The sequence below is a fragment of the Fusobacteria bacterium ZRK30 genome (assembly GCA_024628785.1).
Classification (GTDB): domain Bacteria; phylum Fusobacteriota; class Fusobacteriia; order Fusobacteriales; family Fusobacteriaceae; genus Psychrilyobacter.
Genome location: CP102405.1, coordinates 1 through 16,599, shown reverse-complemented (window position 1 = coordinate 16,599; position 16,599 = coordinate 1). Strand labels below are relative to the sequence as shown.

Genomic DNA, 16,599 nt, shown 5'->3' with positions numbered 1-16,599 from the left:
TTTTAATGTATCTCCAAGAGAACCGTGTTTAAAAGATTGAAACATTTGTAACCTGTGCCAAAAAACAGTGAAAAATTATTATTTTGTGACAAGATAAAAGGTTTTATTCTATATGCAAGGGGTGAGTAGGATGAATCAAAATATTAAGTTGATCATTATAATTATAGTGATGTTGACGACAAGCTTTATTTATAATAAAACAAGACCTGAAAAAAAGAGTATAAAATTAAAAAAAGAGATAATCTTCAGCAGTGGAGATGAATATACAAAACTGAATATAAACGATGCTGAATTAGAGGATTATTTAAAAGTGGGAATAAGTCTTAGTATTGCTAAAAAAATATTTGAATATAAAGAAATAGTAGGGAGGGTAGATCGACTAAAAGACCTCTCCAGGATAGCTGGTATAGGGGATAAAAGTGTGGAAAAGTTATCTAAAAATATAGAGGTAAGAGGTGGAGGAACTTTAAATAAGTTAAAGATAAATTCAGTCTCTCCTAAAGTATTGAAGTATTATGGATTTACTAAAAAAGAAATAAAAAAAATAGAAACTTATATGGGAAAAAATGATGTGATCTACTCCAATATCGAGATGATGGAGATATTAGGGGAGGAAAGATACAGAGAGTATGAAAATATATTGGAGTATAATTAAATTCTTAGTGTAAGGGGTGAAAAAAATTAATAATCGTATAACCTTTGTGTAATTCATTACTAAAGAAAGTTCTAAGGGTTTCGCCCTTAACTGAGATCATTTCTTGTCTTGATGCAAGAAAAAGATCCAAAGAAAATCAAGAAGATTTATAATTGTCTTAGTGAGTAATACACGATCGTTATTGTAGGAAAAGTACAGCTGAAGCTCAACGACTATAAACTTCATTTTTAGAATCAAAATAAAAGTCAAAACTAAAAAAGTCAGAATCTAGTCAGCGTCAAGGATAGAGGGTTCTAGCCAAGAAAAAAGATTTAGCTCAGTGATCTCTGTGTTTCTGCATTGAGAGGATTTTTTAATCTGTGCTGTAGCGGTAAAGTTTTATAGATTAGTGTATATAGGTGGCAAATTTATTTCTTAGTGCTGGAGATTTATTCGTGATAATTTGTGACTGAAAAAAATAAAATTGATAAAAAAGGTAGGAACGATGCAGAATTTAGATTTTACAACAATAGATACAATAGGTTTAGTATTGGGGTTATTCTCCGTATTCATAGGAATAAAATATCCAGACTGGGATTTTAAATTAAAATTAAAACATAGATCTATATTGACTCATAGCCCTTTAATCACTGTATTTTTCATATATATATATATGAAAAAACAAGGTGGTTTTTTAAGTTTTGGAGGAGAGCAAGAGATTGGATTCAGATATTTTATAATGGGGTTTTCCATAGGGATGGGAATACATTTTCTCTATGACCTGTTTCCCAAGGGATGGAAAGGGAGTGCACTATTGCACGTTCCAATCTTAAATAGAAAGATAAAAAAATGGGGGAGTATAATCCTCTTTCTTTTATTTACTTTGATCTCACTTGTGGTGGGGATAGGACTCAGCCACTCTATAGAAGAGACGATTTTATTTTTAATTTTAGGATTATTATTGCTTGGATTAAATAGGAGAAAAGAAGGTAAATTAATAAGACCTACAGGATCTTTTTTACTTTTATTCCTAGGGATTGCTTCCTATACAGATCCTAACTTTTACAGATTTTTAATAAAAAATGCAGAGTCTCTTTGGACTGCAGGAGAGGCAGGTGTAGAAATAGTCTTCACATTAATTTCATAAAGTAGTGTTATATTAATAAAATGGGACACAGAGATTTTTTTCCCCTCTATTCTCTCCTGACATTTAGAAATATCTTTTAATTTATAAGGTATTTCTGATATTCGTCATCTCATAGAAGGAAATAAGAAGAAGTAGTCTACGACAAAATAAAGACTTCTGTGGTGTGTGGGTAGAGGGGTATAAATTTGTGAAAGATGTTTAGAGGTTTTAATCTGTATCAAAACGTTAAAAAGGAGAGGTTGCTATGAAAATACTAGTTGTAGAAGATGAGGAGAATATAAGAAAAGTAATAAAAAAAATATTGGAAATAAATGAATTTGAGGTCTTAGAAGCTCGTGACGGAGCAGAAGCTATGGATATATTTTATAGTGAGAAGATTGATTTGATTGTACTGGACTGGATGCTGCCCAAAATAAGTGGTATTGAAGTATTGAAGATGATAAGGGAGGAATCTAGTCTGCCAATCCTGATGCTTACAGCAAAATCTCAAGAGGATGATGAGATAGAAGGATTAGAAGTGGGAGCGAATGATTATCTAAAAAAACCATTTAGTCTGAAAATATTAATTACAAGGGTGAAAAAACTCCTCAACTTAATAGGTGGAAGGAAGAGGTACGGTGTTTTAGATATTGACTTAAATAATCATAAGGTATATATAAAGGGGAAGGACACCAATATATCTCCTAAGGAGTTTGAACTTTTGAATTATTTGGTATTAAACAGCGGAATAGCTCTGAACAGGGAAAAAATATTAGCTGATGTATGGGATTTTGCCTACGATGGAGATTATAGAACTGTAGACACCCATATAAAAACCTTGAGGAAAAAAATCGGTGCTGAACATATAACTACTGTAAGAGGGATAGGTTATAAATTTGAGGTGGACAAAAGATGAAATTAAAATTAACTCATAAGGTGTTTATATTTTCCTTAGCCCTTGTCTCCTTAGTTATAGTCGGGGGGATATATATAAACAACAACTATTTGGAAGATTTTTATTCTAATAGGAGGATAGCTCAGATAAAGGAAGTACGGAAGCTGATATCTAAGGGGGTTCCTACAGAGGAGGAGCTGGATACCTATGCACAAAAATATAACATTACAATAAATATGAGGGATAGAATAAATACCAAGCGTATACAAAAGTATGAATTGGATGAAAATAATGAGGGAAACAGAGTAAGCAGACACATGGGAATGGAGCACTTAGAATATTATAAATTACTTCCAACAGGACAGTTTATAACTCTGAGGATATCTATGGATTCTATACAAAGTACAGTGGGAATAGTCAATGAATTTTATATATATGAAGGGGTAGCTATATTGATAGGTTCACTTTTTTTTGTATATATATTTTCCCTTCATATTACGAGACCGATAATAGCTCTAAATTCTATTATAAGAAGGATGGTAAATATGGATTTTTCCTATAGAGCCAACATAAAAAGCGGGGATGAATTAGAAGAATTAGGAGATAATATAAATTTTCTCTCCTCTGAACTAGAAAAAAATATAGGGCAGCTAAAACTATCCAATATGAAGCTTAAAGATGAGGTAGAAAAAAGGAAAAAGATAGATGAACTAAGAAAGGAGTTTATTGCCAGCGTGACCCATGAGATAAAGACCCCTGTAACGGTGATAAATACCCATGCTGAGATGCTACTCTATGATCTGATTGAAAATAAGGAGGAAGGGAAGGAATATCTGAAGACTATTATGTCTGAGGGAGATAATATAAGCGCCCTTTTGAATGAATTGATAAAACTTATAAAATTAGAGGAAAAAATAGTAGATATAGAGATAGAGGAGTTGAGTCTGTTTGATCTGTTAAGGGAAGAAAGTTCTAAATACAAGATCGATCTGGTAAAGAAAAATGTAAGTTTGATACTGAATTTAGAGGAAGATCTAGTGGCTTTGGGAGACGAATTTAAGATAAGACAGGTTGTAAATAACCTCTTGAGTAATGGTGTATCCTATGTAAAAGATGGCGGTGAACTTAGGGTGAACTTAGAAACTATTGAAGATAAAGCCAGAGTAGAGATTATAAATACAGGATCTTCTATCCCGGAAGATAAGCTGGAAAATATTTGGAAGGCATTCTACAGAGTAGAAAAATCAAGAAATAAAAAATATGGGGGGACAGGCTTAGGTCTTACCATAGTTAATGGGATCTTAGAAAGACATGGATCAGAATTTGGTGTAGAAAATATAAGTGATGGTGTGAAATTTTGGTTTACACTGAAAAAAGTATCCAAGGAGGTATAAACGTGGGGAGTCATATGATGAATCATGAGACAATGAATGGATTTTCAGGAGGGATTTATTGGGTCTTTATGTTATTTCGGGGAGTAGCGGGTTTTATTTTCCCTCTAATATTGTTATACTTAGTCTATAGACTGATGAAGGGGAAAAAAGGAGAATTCCTTGAAAAATCAGAAACTCCTTTAGAGAGGTTGAAAATGAGGTTAGTTAAAGGAGAGATAACCAAAGAGGAGTATGAAGAGTTAAAAAAAATAATAGAAGATTAGATAAAGGAGAGATTTATGGGAAGACCGGGAAAAGTAAAAGGTTTTATAGACAGTGTTATTGGAAAGGCTATAGTTGTAGGGATAGAGGTTTTTGCTAGAAAAAGTAATGTATCTTTAGAAGATTCACTGGCAGAGTTAAAGGAATTATCTCACGCTGCAGGAATAGAAACTGTTTATACAATAAGTCAAAGAAAAAACAGAATAGAGGCAGGAACTTATCTGGGAAGTGGAAAGTTAGAGGAAATAAAGGCTTTGGCGGCCAGGTATGGGGCTGATATACTCCTTGTAGATGACGAACTTTCCGGGATACAGATAAGAAATTTAGAGAGTATTCTGGATATGGAAATAATAGACAGAACCAGCTTAATCTTGGATATATTTGCCAATAGAGCTAAGAGTAAGGAGGGGAAACTACAGGTAGAACTAGCCAGATTGAGGTATGAAAAACCTAGGATTGTAGGAGGAAGCACCCAGCTGTCAAAACAAGCCGGAGGAATAGGATCCAGAGGACTGGGAGAAAAAAAATTAGAATTGGACAGGAGAACCATCGATAAAAGGATAAGGGACGTGGAAAGATCTATAGAAGGTCTGAAAAAACAAAGGGAAGTCCAAAAAAATAAAAGAAGAAAGAGTCACCTCCAGACAGTTGCTCTAATTGGATATACAAATGCAGGAAAATCCACTTTAATGAATACTTTCTTAAGGGTAAATAATCCGTTGAAGAGTAAACATGAATCACCAGTTGCAGACATGTTGTTTGCTACATTGGATCCATTTCATAGAAAGGTAAAATTAAAGGATAATCTAGAATTTATATTAACCGATACAGTTGGATTTGTAAATAAATTACCCCATACTCTGGTTGATGCATTTATGTCAACGTTGGAAGAGGTAAAAGATGCAGATCTGCTTTTATATGTGGTAGATGTATCCAATGAGGAATATGAACATCAATTGAAGGTTACTAAAAACGTAGTGAAGGAGTTGGGAGCACAGGAAATTCCATATATAATAGTTCAAAATAAAAAAGACCGGTTAGACCCTGAAAAACTTTTAGAAATTATTGATCCTCTGGAAACAACTGTACCCATATCTGCATTAAATGGAGATGGATTGGATGAATTAATCTTTGGGATTGAAGAAAAAATAATGAAAGATTATAAAATTGTAAATTTAATTATTCCATTTGAAAGAGGGTCTATGGCCAATTATATATTGGAGAATACCAAGGTTGTAGAGCACCAATATTTAGATGACGGACTCCATGTGAAGGCCTATTTAAACGGGCATGACATCAATAAATACAATTTGTTTTTAGTATAAAAAGTAAAAATACTTGACAAAACCTAAAGGTCGTAGTATCATATAAGAAGTAACAGGAAGTTAACAAAAGTTTCATTGAGTAAGAAGCCCTTCTGGGATTGAAGTTAAATGGATTTTGAGAAAGCTTTACTGTATTAAAATTTTACGGAGGTAACACACATGTTAAAAGGAACAGTTAAATGGTTTAATGACGATAAAGGATTTGGATTTATCCAAGCTGAAGATGGAAACGACTACTTCGCACATTTCTCTCAAATCAACAAAGAAGGATTCAAAACTTTAAAAGAAGGGGAAGAAGTAACTTTCGAAATCACTGAAGGTGCTAAAGGTCCTCAAGCTTCAAACATCGAAACTGTATAATTTCTTTATTTGAAAGTTAAGCGATAGATTTATTCTATCGCTTTTTTTTTACTAAAAATTCGTATAATTTGTGCAATTAGTGGCAAAAAAAGTTTCTGACTTTACATATTTGAAAAAAGAGCTTTTAAGATAAAAGCTCCTCTAATTCAAACATCTCTTCCAATAGATTTTCATAATCTACCTCGTTTTTTTCTTTTTCTTCGATTAAATTCCCTAATTTTGTGTAATCATTCTGGTTTAAAGAGATATCGATCTCTAAATCATCCAGGGTTTTTAAAAGTTTTGTTTCAAGATTTTTTAATTTTTTTAATCTGCGTTGATCATTTTTTTGTTTCTGGTTATCTCTGACTCTGGTGTCTACTTTATCTTTTTTTACAGCTTTTACGATTACTTCCGAAGTCTGATCTAAGTAGTAATTAAAATTACCTGGATAATCATACAAAGTTTGATCCTTTAATTCAACGATCCTGTTTGCAATTTTATTTAAAAAATATCTGTCATGGGAAATAAATAAAAGAGTACCATTAAATGAAGCCAGGGTTTCTTCTAAAATTTCTTTAAAATGCAGATCCAGATGATTTGTAGGCTCATCTAAGATAAGAAGGTTAAATCCGTTATTTATCATGATAGCTAATTTTAATCTGGCTTTTTCACCACCACTAAGGGATTCTATTTTCTTATTTAGATCTTCCTGGTAGAAATGAAATTTTGCTAAACTTCTATGAAGATCGGATTCTTTGACAATACTTTCGTTTCTGAAAACATCGATTAAAGTAGATTGATAATCTCTAAATGTAAGATTTTGGTCAAGATAGGCTATCTTTAAGCTGCTTCCCAGGGTGATCCCCTCTGCTTGGTCTAAGATCATCTTTAAAAGTGTAGATTTACCACTGCCGTTAGATCCTATGATACCTAATTTTTCACCTAGATACAGGTCTAAAGAGATGTTTTTAAACAGCAATTTATCATTGATCTCCTTAGAAACTTTTTTGATTTTAATAACTCTTTTACCACTTCTTCCCTGGCTGTCAAAATCAAATGAAATGTTTTTTTCGATCTTTGGTTTATCTATTTTTTCCATCTTCTCTATACGTTTTCTCATATTTTCTGCTTTGATAAACATAGATTCGTTATCACCATTACTTCCCCAGTGCCTGAACCTTCTGATGGCATCTTCCATCTGTTTGATTTTTTTCTCCTGGGCTAAATATATCTCTAATTCTTTGAGGTATCTTCTTTCTTTTTCTACAACGTAGTAACTATAATTTCCGTTGAATATCTCAATACCTTTATGATTTAATTCATAGATTTTATCGATGGTATTATCTAAAAAATACCTGTCATGAGAAATTAAAAAAATACTCTTTTTATACCCTTTAACAAATTCTTCCAGCCACTTTATAGAGCTAAGATCCAGATGGTTTGTAGGCTCGTCCAATAACAATATATCAGGTTCGTCTACTAAAGCTTTTGCAAGAAAAACTCTGTTTTTCTCCCCACCGCTAAGTTCACTAATCTTTTTTTTCAAAAATTCATCAGGAATCTTTAATCCTAACTTTATTTTTTTGATTTTTTCATCTATCTCGTAACCACCTTGAGACTCAAATTCCTCCTGCAATTTACCGTAATTTATGAGATCCTCATTGTAGGTAGAAGAAGTGTGATCTTCGATCAGTTTTAATGAAGTGTTGATTTTTTTTTCTATAGTTAAAAGATTATCGAATCCACTATATAAAACTTCGTTGACATCACTATCTAAAAAACTGGTAAAATCTTGTATTAAATATCCGATTTTAAGATTTTTTTGTAAGGTCAGGTTTCCGCCGCTGTAATCCTCTATTTTAGAGATTATTTTAAAGATAGTCGATTTACCGCTACCATTTTTTCCGATTAAACCAATCTTTTCTCCCTCTATTATCCTAAGTGATATATCGTCTAATATTAAATTTGAACCGTAATACTTAGTTATTTTATCCATAGTAACTTGTAACATCTATATCTCCTTCTAAACTTTGATTTATTGTTATATTATTTCTAATTTTTTTTATGTCTAGATGCAACGTCATGTTGCTTAAAATTAGATTGTTGTCTTGAATTCTAGTATATAATAAATTCACTGAAAAAGCTAAATTAAGAAGTAATTTGAAATAAATTATAAATGGAATTAAAATAAAAAAATAGGAGTTCCATAAAAAACTCCTACTAACTTTCTTACGATATATTTCTTGAATACCTGTTTTTTTGTCCGGTCTTAAGGATCCTTACAAGAGATGAAACAACTACTATCCCAAAAGAAAGAGCTCCTGCTGCAAACATAGTTTCGACACCTTTAAAGACTGCTTTTTCCATATCTTTTTCTAATATATAAAACATGGTGTAATATATACCGCTTCCGGGAACTAGTGGTATCAATCCGCTGATTAGGATAGATGTAACCGGGGTTTTTAAAAATCTGGCTAAAATCTCCGAGCATACAGTTAAAACAACAGATGGTGCAAAATAAGAAAAAATCAAAGAAGTATTGTATTTAACACAGAGTAAGTAAGTGAACCAGCTTATGCCTCCTACCAGGGCGGAAAAAACCAAATTTTTCCCACGAATATTAAATATAATACCGAATCCTAAAGTCGCTAAAATAGCGATCAAAGTTTGTACAAACATCTAAAAAGTACCTCCTGTCATAATGTATCCTATAGCAACACCTGTTCCTACAGCTAAAGAAGTAGCCACAAGGAGAGCTTCTGCTCCACGAGCCATCCCTGTCATATAATCTCCTGCAATAATATCTCTGATCCCATTGGTCAATGCAAGTCCTGGAACTAATAACATCAGAGAACCGATAACAGCTTTATCTGTGTTGTCTATCAGGTGGATCATATGAAGGTAGTGAGCCATAAAAGCGCTGAGGGCTCCTCCTAATGTATTTACAAATATTCCGTTTAATTCATACTTACTGAAAGAGTAAGAAAGAAGGTAGATGGCTCCTCCAATGGGGAGTGTCCCTATAAAATCCTGGGTATTCCCTCCAAAAATCAGTGCAAAAGAAGCGGCTGTTGTACAATGAAAGATAAAGTTAAGGAATTTAGAATATCTAGGAACTTTGTCCACAGCCTTTAATTTTTCCATGAATTCATCGCAGTTATAGTTTTTCGTGTCTCTGGCAAGGTCATTTATTTGATGGACCTTCTCTAAATTTACCGTCCTGGATTTTATACGGATAACATTTGAAACAGTTACATCGTCCCTAGTGACTGATACTATGATACCGCTCAGGGTTGCAAAACAATCGGCAGTAGCGTTATGGGTATCGGAGATCCGGGTTACTATATCTTCAGCTCTATAGGTTTCACCACCATTTTCTAAGACCAATTTTCCTGCATAGGAAGCTATTTTAAGTATTTTATTTAGTGTCATTTTGACCCCCCAATTTAACATGTTTTTTATAGTTAGATTTAATTTAAATATAACGCTATATTGTCTTTTTATTATATCATATTGAGGCCTTTCTCAAATAGAGGAAAATAAAAGATTTTCACACAGAGTTTACGAAAAAAATGGACATGAAATAAAAAATATAAACAAGAATCTAACTGCGAATAACGCCAATAATACGAATAAAATTAATACTCGTATAACCTCTCAGGGGATCTCTGTGTTAAGAGGTTCTAAAAATTAGTATAAATTATAGAATTTTCCGTGTATCTCAAAAAGATTCGCATTCTATTTGTTTAAGTGTTAATTTCGTTCTATTTCTTTTTCATATAAATACGATACTATTTAGATATTTTAATTAATTGTGAAAAATTAGTATAATCATATTATAATTTTTAACTAGATTAAAGTATATCGTGTAAGAATAAATGTTTTATTGAATTAAAGGGGATGAAAAAGATGAAAAAAATAAGTAACAGTACAATGATATTGATAGCGATGGTTCTGGGTATCATAGCAGGAGCATTTTTAGGAGAAAAAGGTGTGATCTTTGCACCAATGGGAAATATTTTTATCAGTTTGATCAAGATGCTGGTTATACCTTTGGTATTTTTCAGTATTATCTCTGGGGCAGCAGCACTGGGAAAAACTAAATCAGCAGGGAAAGTTGGAGTATTTACAATAGTTTATTATTTAGGTACATCAGCAATATCTGTTGTATTGGGATTGTTGGCAGGAAATATCTTTAAACCAGGTTTAGGTGTAAAGGTTCCGGCTTCATTGATGACAGATGCCACTACATATGCAGAAAATTCTAATGTAGCCGGGTTTTGGGATACAATTCAGGGGATTATCCCTGGAAATCCGTTTGAATCATTGGTAAGTGGGAATATCTTGCAGATATTATTCTTTGCACTATTCTTCGGAATAGCGTTGTCTACAATGGATGAGAAAAAACAAAAACCAGTAACGGATATTTTGGATACTGTAAATGATGGAATGATCTGGATGATAAAAAAAGTGTTGGTCATTGCACCACTAGGAGTATTTGGATTGATGACTAATTCAATTGCGTTATTTGGTATGGATATAATGGTATTAGTTCTTAAGTTATTGGCTGTTTTCAGTGGAACGTTGGGAATAATTCACTTTGTTGTGATTCCTATGTTGGTAAAAGTGTTAGGTGGAATGAATCCGCTGACTTTCTTAAAAGGAATGAAAGAAACTCAGATATTGGCATTTGCTTCTGCTTCATCTATGGCTACGCTGCCTATAAACAAACAGGAATGTGAAGATTTAGGCGTGAAACAAGAGGTGACGTCATTTGTATTACCACTAGGAGCTACAATTAATATGAATGGAAATGCTATGTTATATGCATTGACAGCAGTATTCTTTGCTCAAATGTTTGGGATAGAGTTGGGGATGACTCAATATATAGCAATAATTTTAACTTCTGTATTGGGAGCAATTGGAACTGCAGGAGTTCCAGGACCGGCATTATTGGTAGTAGCGGTATTGGTAGCAGCAGGAATTCCAGTAACAGCTTTACCGCTTATCTTTGGAGTAGATAGGTTGTTTGATATGATGAGAACTTCTACAAATGTATTAGGAGATGCTTCTTGTGCTATAATCGTAGAAAAGATGATAATAGAGGAATCGGCAAAAGAACCTGTGTTGAAAAAAGCATAGATTGAAATATAGTAAAAAGGATTTGAATTTTTCAAATCCTTTTTTATCTTATTTTAAAAACTTTTAGTCACAGAACTCAAAAAAAGTAAAATCTGTATCAAAACATAAGTCTAAAGATTCCATCTTTAATACGGGTTCATTTACTCAGCTTGATCTGAGAAACGAACCAAAGAGGATCAAGAAGTTTCTAATTGTCTTTGTATTGTAATACACAATCGTCATTGTAGAAACAGAGGGCTGAAGTAGAACGACTATAAACTTCGATTAAAACCCAAAAAATAAAAATTTCTGTGTTGTAGAGGTAGAATAATTAAGATTGGTGTAGATCGGTGGCAAAAAAGCAAGTTTTTATATCAGCGACAATCATAGCTATTAATCAGACTTAACCCGTGTACCTATAAACTTTTAGAGATGTTGGTGATGCTCATATCGGGTGCTCTTGATAGAGATCCGCGTTCAATAGACTTCTGTAGATTGATGAGAAAAAATTAAAAGTTGAGATAGAAGGAAAAGTTTGATATAATAGTTTTAATGTAAAGAAAAAACACTTGACATAATGATGGAGATATATTATAATACAGGGGTAAATTATGGAATTAAATGAATTTTTAGAAATTTCGATACTTTTAGGTTACTACGGGAACCTTTTAAGTGATAAACAGAGAACCTATATGGAAGAACACTTTGAAGAAGATTATTCCCTTTCTGAGATTGCAAAGTCTCATGGTATCAGCAGACAGGCAGTCTATGATAATATCAAGAGGGGAATTAAAATTTTAAAGGGGTATGAAGAAAAAATTGGGTTCCTAAAGAGAGAAAAAGAGATAAGACAGAGTTTGAAAGAACTAAAAGCAAATTATAGTGAAGCAAAGTTAGACAGCTTAATAGCAAGTTTTGATATATAAGAGGTGTTCTATGTTAGATAATTTAGGAAATAAATTCCAAGGAATATTTAAAAAGGTAAGGGGACATGGAAAATTAACAGAGGATAATATAAAGGCGGCATTAAAGGAAGTAAGATTGTCGTTATTAGAAGCTGATGTTAACTACCGTGTAGTAAAGGACTTTGTAAATAAAATAAAGGAAAAAGCTGTAGGAGAGAATACTCTCAGTGGAATCAATCCTGGACAGCAATTCATAAAGATTGTAAATGATGAATTAACAGAACTATTAGGTGGGACAAACGCGAGGTTAACTAAAGCTCACAGAGGTCCTACAATAATCATGTTAGCGGGATTACAAGGGGCAGGTAAAACGACTTTTGCAGCAAAGCTAGCTAAATATTTGAAAAAAAATGGTGAGAAACCGTTTTTAGTAGGAGCAGACGTATACAGACCGGCAGCTATGAAACAACTTCAAGTTTTAGGAGACCAAATTGGTGTACCTGTATATTACGAAGAGGGAAGTAAAGATGCTGTAGGTATTTGTCAAACTGGTGTAAAAAAAGCCAGGGCCGAGGAAGCGACTTATATAATTCTGGATACAGCAGGAAGACTCCATATAGATGAAGGTCTTATGGAAGAGTTAAATCAGATAAGAAAAAAAGTCAGACCTCAGGAGATACTATTAGTAGTAGATGCAATGATTGGTCAAGACGCAGTTAATTTAGCAAGTAGTTTCAACGAAACTTTAAGTATAGACGGTGTAGTGTTAACAAAGTTAGACGGAGACACCAGAGGTGGATCTGCACTATCGATCAAAGCAGTAGTTGGGAAACCGATTAAATTCATTGGTGTAGGAGAAAAATTAGAGGATATCGAATTATTTCATCCTGAAAGATTAGTATCTAGAATTCTAGGAATGGGAGATGTAGTTTCCCTGGTTGAAAGAGCTCAAGGTGCCATAGATGAAGATGAAGCTAAGTTATTAGAAGAAAAATTAAGAAAGCAAGAATTTGATTTAGAAGATTTTCTAAAGCAATTACAAAATATAAAGAAAATGGGACCTATAGGGAATATCCTAAAGATGTTACCAGGTGTAGGAGATCTAGGAGACCTGGCACCAGCAGAAAAAGAAATGAAAAAAACTGAAGCAATTATTCAGTCTATGACTGTAGAAGAAAGAAGAAAGCCGAAAGTTATAAACGCTAGTAGAAAGAAAAGAATAGCTAGAGGATCTGCTACCCAAGTTCACGACATCAATAAGATGTTAAAGCAGTTTGAACAAATGAAGGGTATGATGAAGATGTTCAGTGGTGGTAAAGGGATGCCTGGAATGCCTAAGATGGGTAAAGGGTTTAAATTACCGTTTTAAAAAACAAATTATAATAAATTATTAAATAAATTAAAATGAGAAAAGGAGAAATAATTATGTTAAAGATTAGATTAACTAGATTAGGAAGCAAGAAAAGACCTGTTTACAGAGTAGTAGCAATGGAAGCATTACAAAAAAGAGATGGAAAGGCAATAGCTTACTTAGGTAACTACTATCCATTAGAAGATTCTAAAGTAGTATTAAAAGAGGAAGAAATCTTAAGATTATTAGGAAACGGAGCTCAACCTACGAGAACTGTTAAATCTTTATTAACTAAAGCTGGAATCTGGGCTAAGTTTGAAGAGTCAAAGAAAAACTAATGCAATATTCTCAGTTTGTGTAAGCAAACTATAGAAATATTGGTGGTGCCCTTTACGGGTAATACAATTTTCTAGGAACCCGAAAGGGTTCTTTTTTTTTACAAAAAAATAGAAAACATAACAAGAATTTAACCGCAAATGACCTAATTAATACCAATAGAACTATTAAAAACCTTGGACATGAAGATATACAGAGGAATAAAATATGCGACAAAAAATCTGACAAGCTCAGTGGTTTTGAGTTTCTGCATTTAAAGTTTTCATTAGGGAGTATTTGCGTAATTCGCGGTAGATATATCTGCACTAAATAAAAAATGTTAGCGATAAATAGGATATTAAACATGATATAATGAATTAGAAATAAAAGAATAGGAGAGTGAGAAAATGAAAAATGAACTTATGAATGAGAAGGAAAAAGACTATGAAGATGAGATAGATTTAGTGGATCTATTGAAAATATTGATTAGGAATAAGGGAATGATATTTCTGATTACTGTGATAATTACAGCTTTCAGTATAGGGGGAGCTCTGTATATCAGATCTAACAGGATAGAAAAATTCGGATTGAATTTTACATTGAGAAACTCCATCGACAGTTATTACGAAGAAAAAGCTCAATTAGAAGTAGAAGATTTTAATGTGGAAGAGATGTTTTTAGATGACAATATTGTAGATGAATTTTATGCTGATGAGGACTTTAACAAATATTATTTTGAGAAAACAAGAGATAAAAAAACTACTTCAGATGATAAAAGAGAGTTTTTGCAAGACTCTCTTGAATTGAAAAAGGTAACTGGAGATAAAGAAAAATTTAAATATTATACATTGAATACAACAATAGAGGATGAAGTGCTGAGTAAAAAAATGATAGAATTATATTTAAATATTGTAAATATGAAAAAAACTGAGTTGTTAAAAAACGCAATAGAAGATGAAATTTCTTTAGTTTTCCAAAGAAGAGATCTATACAGAGTGAAAGTTAGAGAAGGTGAAAAACAGATAGCAGAGATAATAAAAAAACAGCCAGTCTCAATATTGGAAAATCAGAGTATGGTATCAATTTTGACAATAACTAATCCGACTTTATTGCAAGAATTGAACTCTAATAAGAAGTTATATGAAAAATATGATAATCAAGCTCTGGGATTAGAAGGAGTTAAGGGGGATAAAAAATTAGGAAAGCAGATTGAAAAAATATCTTCTGTCTATAAGGTAGAGGAAAAGAGTAAATCTAAGATGATAGTGGCTATCGGGATGATATTAGGATTATTTTTAGGAATCTTTGCAGCTTTTATAAAGGAATTTATCAAAGGTGTAGATTGGAAATAAGATAGATGAAATAAAAAAATAAAGGATACATAGGTATAATAAATTTATACTATGTATTTTTTTATGAATTTTAAATAACTAGTTGATTTTGTTTGTTTTTATAGACGAAAGTTCTTTCAAGAGTAGATTTTGAAATTGGGATTATAAAATTCCTTAAAAAAAACTTAAATTTTCGGAAAAAATGTGTTAAACTTGATAGGATTAACTTAGTTGTTACTGAGTGAATTTGAAATAAAAATTTTGAATAATAATTTCAACTGGATAATAAAAATGAAATCTACAGCAGATGAAAAGAGGGATAATATAAAATTTAAGAAAGTCGGAAATTATGTTTACACGGGGAATATTTGTATGGAAACAAATGGAAGAAAAGGTATGTTGAATAGTAATCTATATGCTATTAAATGGTATAGAAATGTGATAAAATATAGAGATGAATTTCGAAAGACCTGTAAAGGGTATCACCGAAATATTCAAAGGTTTATTTACACAAATTAAGAACTTTGTGGAGGAGGGAAGATGTTAAAAAATGACAGGATAAGAAACGGTGTTAAACTGTTTTTAGATTCCATATTACTTAGTTCAGCTTTTATATTTGCTTTTATGATAAAGTTTGAAGGAAAATGGGAAAAATATTTTAGAATGAGGTATATAGCTCATTTTTTAGTGATCTATATTATTTTAAATTTGATTTTAAAGATAAATAAAAAAAGCTGGAGGTACACCAACTCCCTGGATATATTTAATATTATTATGGTTGTAACTTTCTTATGGGAAGGTTTGCGTTTAGAGTTCACAGGACATTAGAAAGTGTACAATTAGGAAAAAAAAATAAAACCGGCAGAAAAAAAGCATTGATAGTAGGAGCAGGAGAAGCAGGAGAAGGGCTACTCCGAGAGAATCTTAAAAACCCTCATCTAAAACTGGAAATAATAGGAGTAGTAGATGATGATCCCAGAAAGAAAAATATGGTTCTCTATGGGAAAAAAGTTTTAGGAAACAGATTTGATATTCCAGGGCTGGTAGATGCATTTAATATCGACGAAATTATAATAGCTATCCCTTCTATGAGGAGTAAGCAGATTTACTTTATGACTATACCAGAAGCAGCCAGTCTGCGATAGAAGCTGGAACAATGAGTAAAGGCAGAGAAGTATTTATCTTAGATATGGGGGGGGGAACCAGTAAAGATAATGGATCTGGCTAAAAACCTTATAAAATTATCAGGGACTGACATTAGGGAAGATATAAATATAGAGATAACAGGACTCAGACCTGGGGAAAAATTATATGAGGAACTACTCTACGATGTCAATAGTGCAGAAAAGACAGAAAATAAAAAGATATTTATAGGAAAGCTTCACGATGAAGATGAAGTAGGGAATTTAAAATACTAGAGAACTGAAAGATATTTTAAAAGTTCATGAATATGAGAGATTAAAGAGGTTATGAAAAAGGTCGTTATTACTTTAAGGAGCTTGAAGAAGTCAATAGAGAGGTGAAGAACTTCGTTCTGACTTCTACAGAGGTAAAGGCTAGAGTTGGGGAAGAGAGATTAGTGACTAGTTAAAAGTGAAT

The 16,599-nt window shown here is 32.4% G+C and carries 16 protein-coding genes and 1 pseudogene; 14 read left to right on the top strand and 3 right to left on the bottom strand.

The features are described from left to right. The first annotated feature begins 130 nt into the window (after nt 1-130). From NRK67_05045 to NRK67_05015, 7 genes are all read left to right on the top strand, one after another. Nucleotides 131-655: a helix-hairpin-helix domain-containing protein gene (locus tag NRK67_05045; protein ID UUV18878.1), complete on the top strand. Its 525-nt coding sequence runs from the start codon at nt 131-133 to the stop codon at nt 653-655. A 484-nt stretch (nt 656-1,139) separates the two neighbouring features. Next, nucleotides 1,140-1,781, top strand: a complete 642-nt coding sequence (locus NRK67_05040; protein UUV18877.1) for a hypothetical protein — start codon at nt 1,140-1,142, stop codon at nt 1,779-1,781. A gap of 244 nt (nt 1,782-2,025) precedes the next feature. Beyond that, nucleotides 2,026-2,676 carry a response regulator transcription factor gene (locus tag NRK67_05035; protein ID UUV18876.1) on the top strand — a complete coding sequence of 217 codons (651 nt, stop codon included), beginning with the start codon at nt 2,026-2,028 and terminating at the stop codon, nt 2,674-2,676. Continuing rightward, nucleotides 2,673-4,049 carry a HAMP domain-containing histidine kinase gene (locus NRK67_05030; protein ID UUV18875.1) on the top strand — a complete coding sequence of 459 codons (1,377 nt, stop codon included), beginning with the start codon at nt 2,673-2,675 and terminating at the stop codon, nt 4,047-4,049. Before NRK67_05035 ends, NRK67_05030 begins: the two co-directional genes overlap by 4 nt. A 2-nt stretch (nt 4,050-4,051) precedes the next feature. After that, a complete protein-coding gene (locus NRK67_05025; protein ID UUV18874.1) occupies nt 4,052-4,312 on the top strand; it encodes an SHOCT domain-containing protein in 261 nt (86 codons plus the stop codon). A gap of 15 nt (nt 4,313-4,327) precedes the next feature. Then, nucleotides 4,328-5,635, top strand: coding sequence for a GTPase HflX (hflX, locus tag NRK67_05020; protein UUV18873.1), 1,308 nt, complete (start codon nt 4,328-4,330; stop codon nt 5,633-5,635). A 159-nt stretch (nt 5,636-5,794) separates the two neighbouring features. Then, on the top strand, nt 5,795-5,995 hold the full coding sequence (locus NRK67_05015; protein ID UUV18872.1) for a cold-shock protein: 201 nt from the start codon (nt 5,795-5,797) through the stop codon (nt 5,993-5,995). Between the two features lie 124 nt (nt 5,996-6,119). Here the strand turns inward: NRK67_05015 and NRK67_05010 are convergent, their stop codons facing one another. The 3 genes from NRK67_05010 to NRK67_05000 all read right to left on the bottom strand — a co-directional run bounded on the left by NRK67_05010 (nt 6,120) and on the right by NRK67_05000 (nt 9,409). Continuing rightward, the gene (locus NRK67_05010; GenBank protein UUV18871.1) at nt 6,120-7,988 is read right to left on the bottom strand and encodes an ATP-binding cassette domain-containing protein; all 1,869 of its coding nucleotides are present in this window, start codon (nt 7,986-7,988) and stop codon (nt 6,120-6,122) included. 218 nt (nt 7,989-8,206) lie between these two features. Beyond that, on the bottom strand, nt 8,207-8,656 hold the full coding sequence (locus NRK67_05005) for a threonine/serine exporter family protein (protein UUV18870.1): 450 nt from the start codon (nt 8,654-8,656) through the stop codon (nt 8,207-8,209). Next, nucleotides 8,657-9,409, bottom strand: a complete 753-nt coding sequence (locus NRK67_05000; GenBank protein UUV18869.1) for a threonine/serine exporter family protein — start codon at nt 9,407-9,409, stop codon at nt 8,657-8,659. Between the two features lie 468 nt (nt 9,410-9,877). On the opposite strand from NRK67_05000, the gene NRK67_04995 reads away from it, so the two are divergent. The 7 genes and pseudogenes from NRK67_04995 to NRK67_04965 all read left to right on the top strand — a co-directional run bounded on the left by NRK67_04995 (nt 9,878) and on the right by NRK67_04965 (nt 16,373). Continuing rightward, nucleotides 9,878-11,119, top strand: a complete 1,242-nt coding sequence (locus NRK67_04995; GenBank protein UUV18868.1) for a dicarboxylate/amino acid:cation symporter — start codon at nt 9,878-9,880, stop codon at nt 11,117-11,119. A 590-nt stretch (nt 11,120-11,709) separates the two neighbouring features. After that, a complete protein-coding gene (locus NRK67_04990) occupies nt 11,710-12,024 on the top strand; it encodes a hypothetical protein (GenBank protein ID UUV18867.1) in 315 nt (104 codons plus the stop codon). A 10-nt stretch (nt 12,025-12,034) separates the two neighbouring features. Next, the gene (ffh, locus tag NRK67_04985; protein UUV18866.1) at nt 12,035-13,372 is read left to right on the top strand and encodes a signal recognition particle protein; all 1,338 of its coding nucleotides are present in this window, start codon (nt 12,035-12,037) and stop codon (nt 13,370-13,372) included. 56 nt (nt 13,373-13,428) lie between these two features. Continuing rightward, nucleotides 13,429-13,692 carry a 30S ribosomal protein S16 gene (gene rpsP, locus NRK67_04980; GenBank protein UUV18865.1) on the top strand — a complete coding sequence of 88 codons (264 nt, stop codon included), beginning with the start codon at nt 13,429-13,431 and terminating at the stop codon, nt 13,690-13,692. A gap of 384 nt (nt 13,693-14,076) precedes the next feature. Continuing rightward, nucleotides 14,077-15,021, top strand: a complete 945-nt coding sequence (locus NRK67_04975) for a hypothetical protein (protein UUV18864.1) — start codon at nt 14,077-14,079, stop codon at nt 15,019-15,021. A gap of 519 nt (nt 15,022-15,540) precedes the next feature. Then, nucleotides 15,541-15,828, top strand: coding sequence for a hypothetical protein (locus tag NRK67_04970; GenBank protein ID UUV18863.1), 288 nt, complete (start codon nt 15,541-15,543; stop codon nt 15,826-15,828). Beyond that, nucleotides 15,792-16,373: pseudogene (locus NRK67_04965) on the top strand (polysaccharide biosynthesis protein). Before NRK67_04970 ends, NRK67_04965 begins: the two are co-directional and overlap by 37 nt. Nucleotides 16,374-16,599 lie beyond the last annotated feature (226 nt).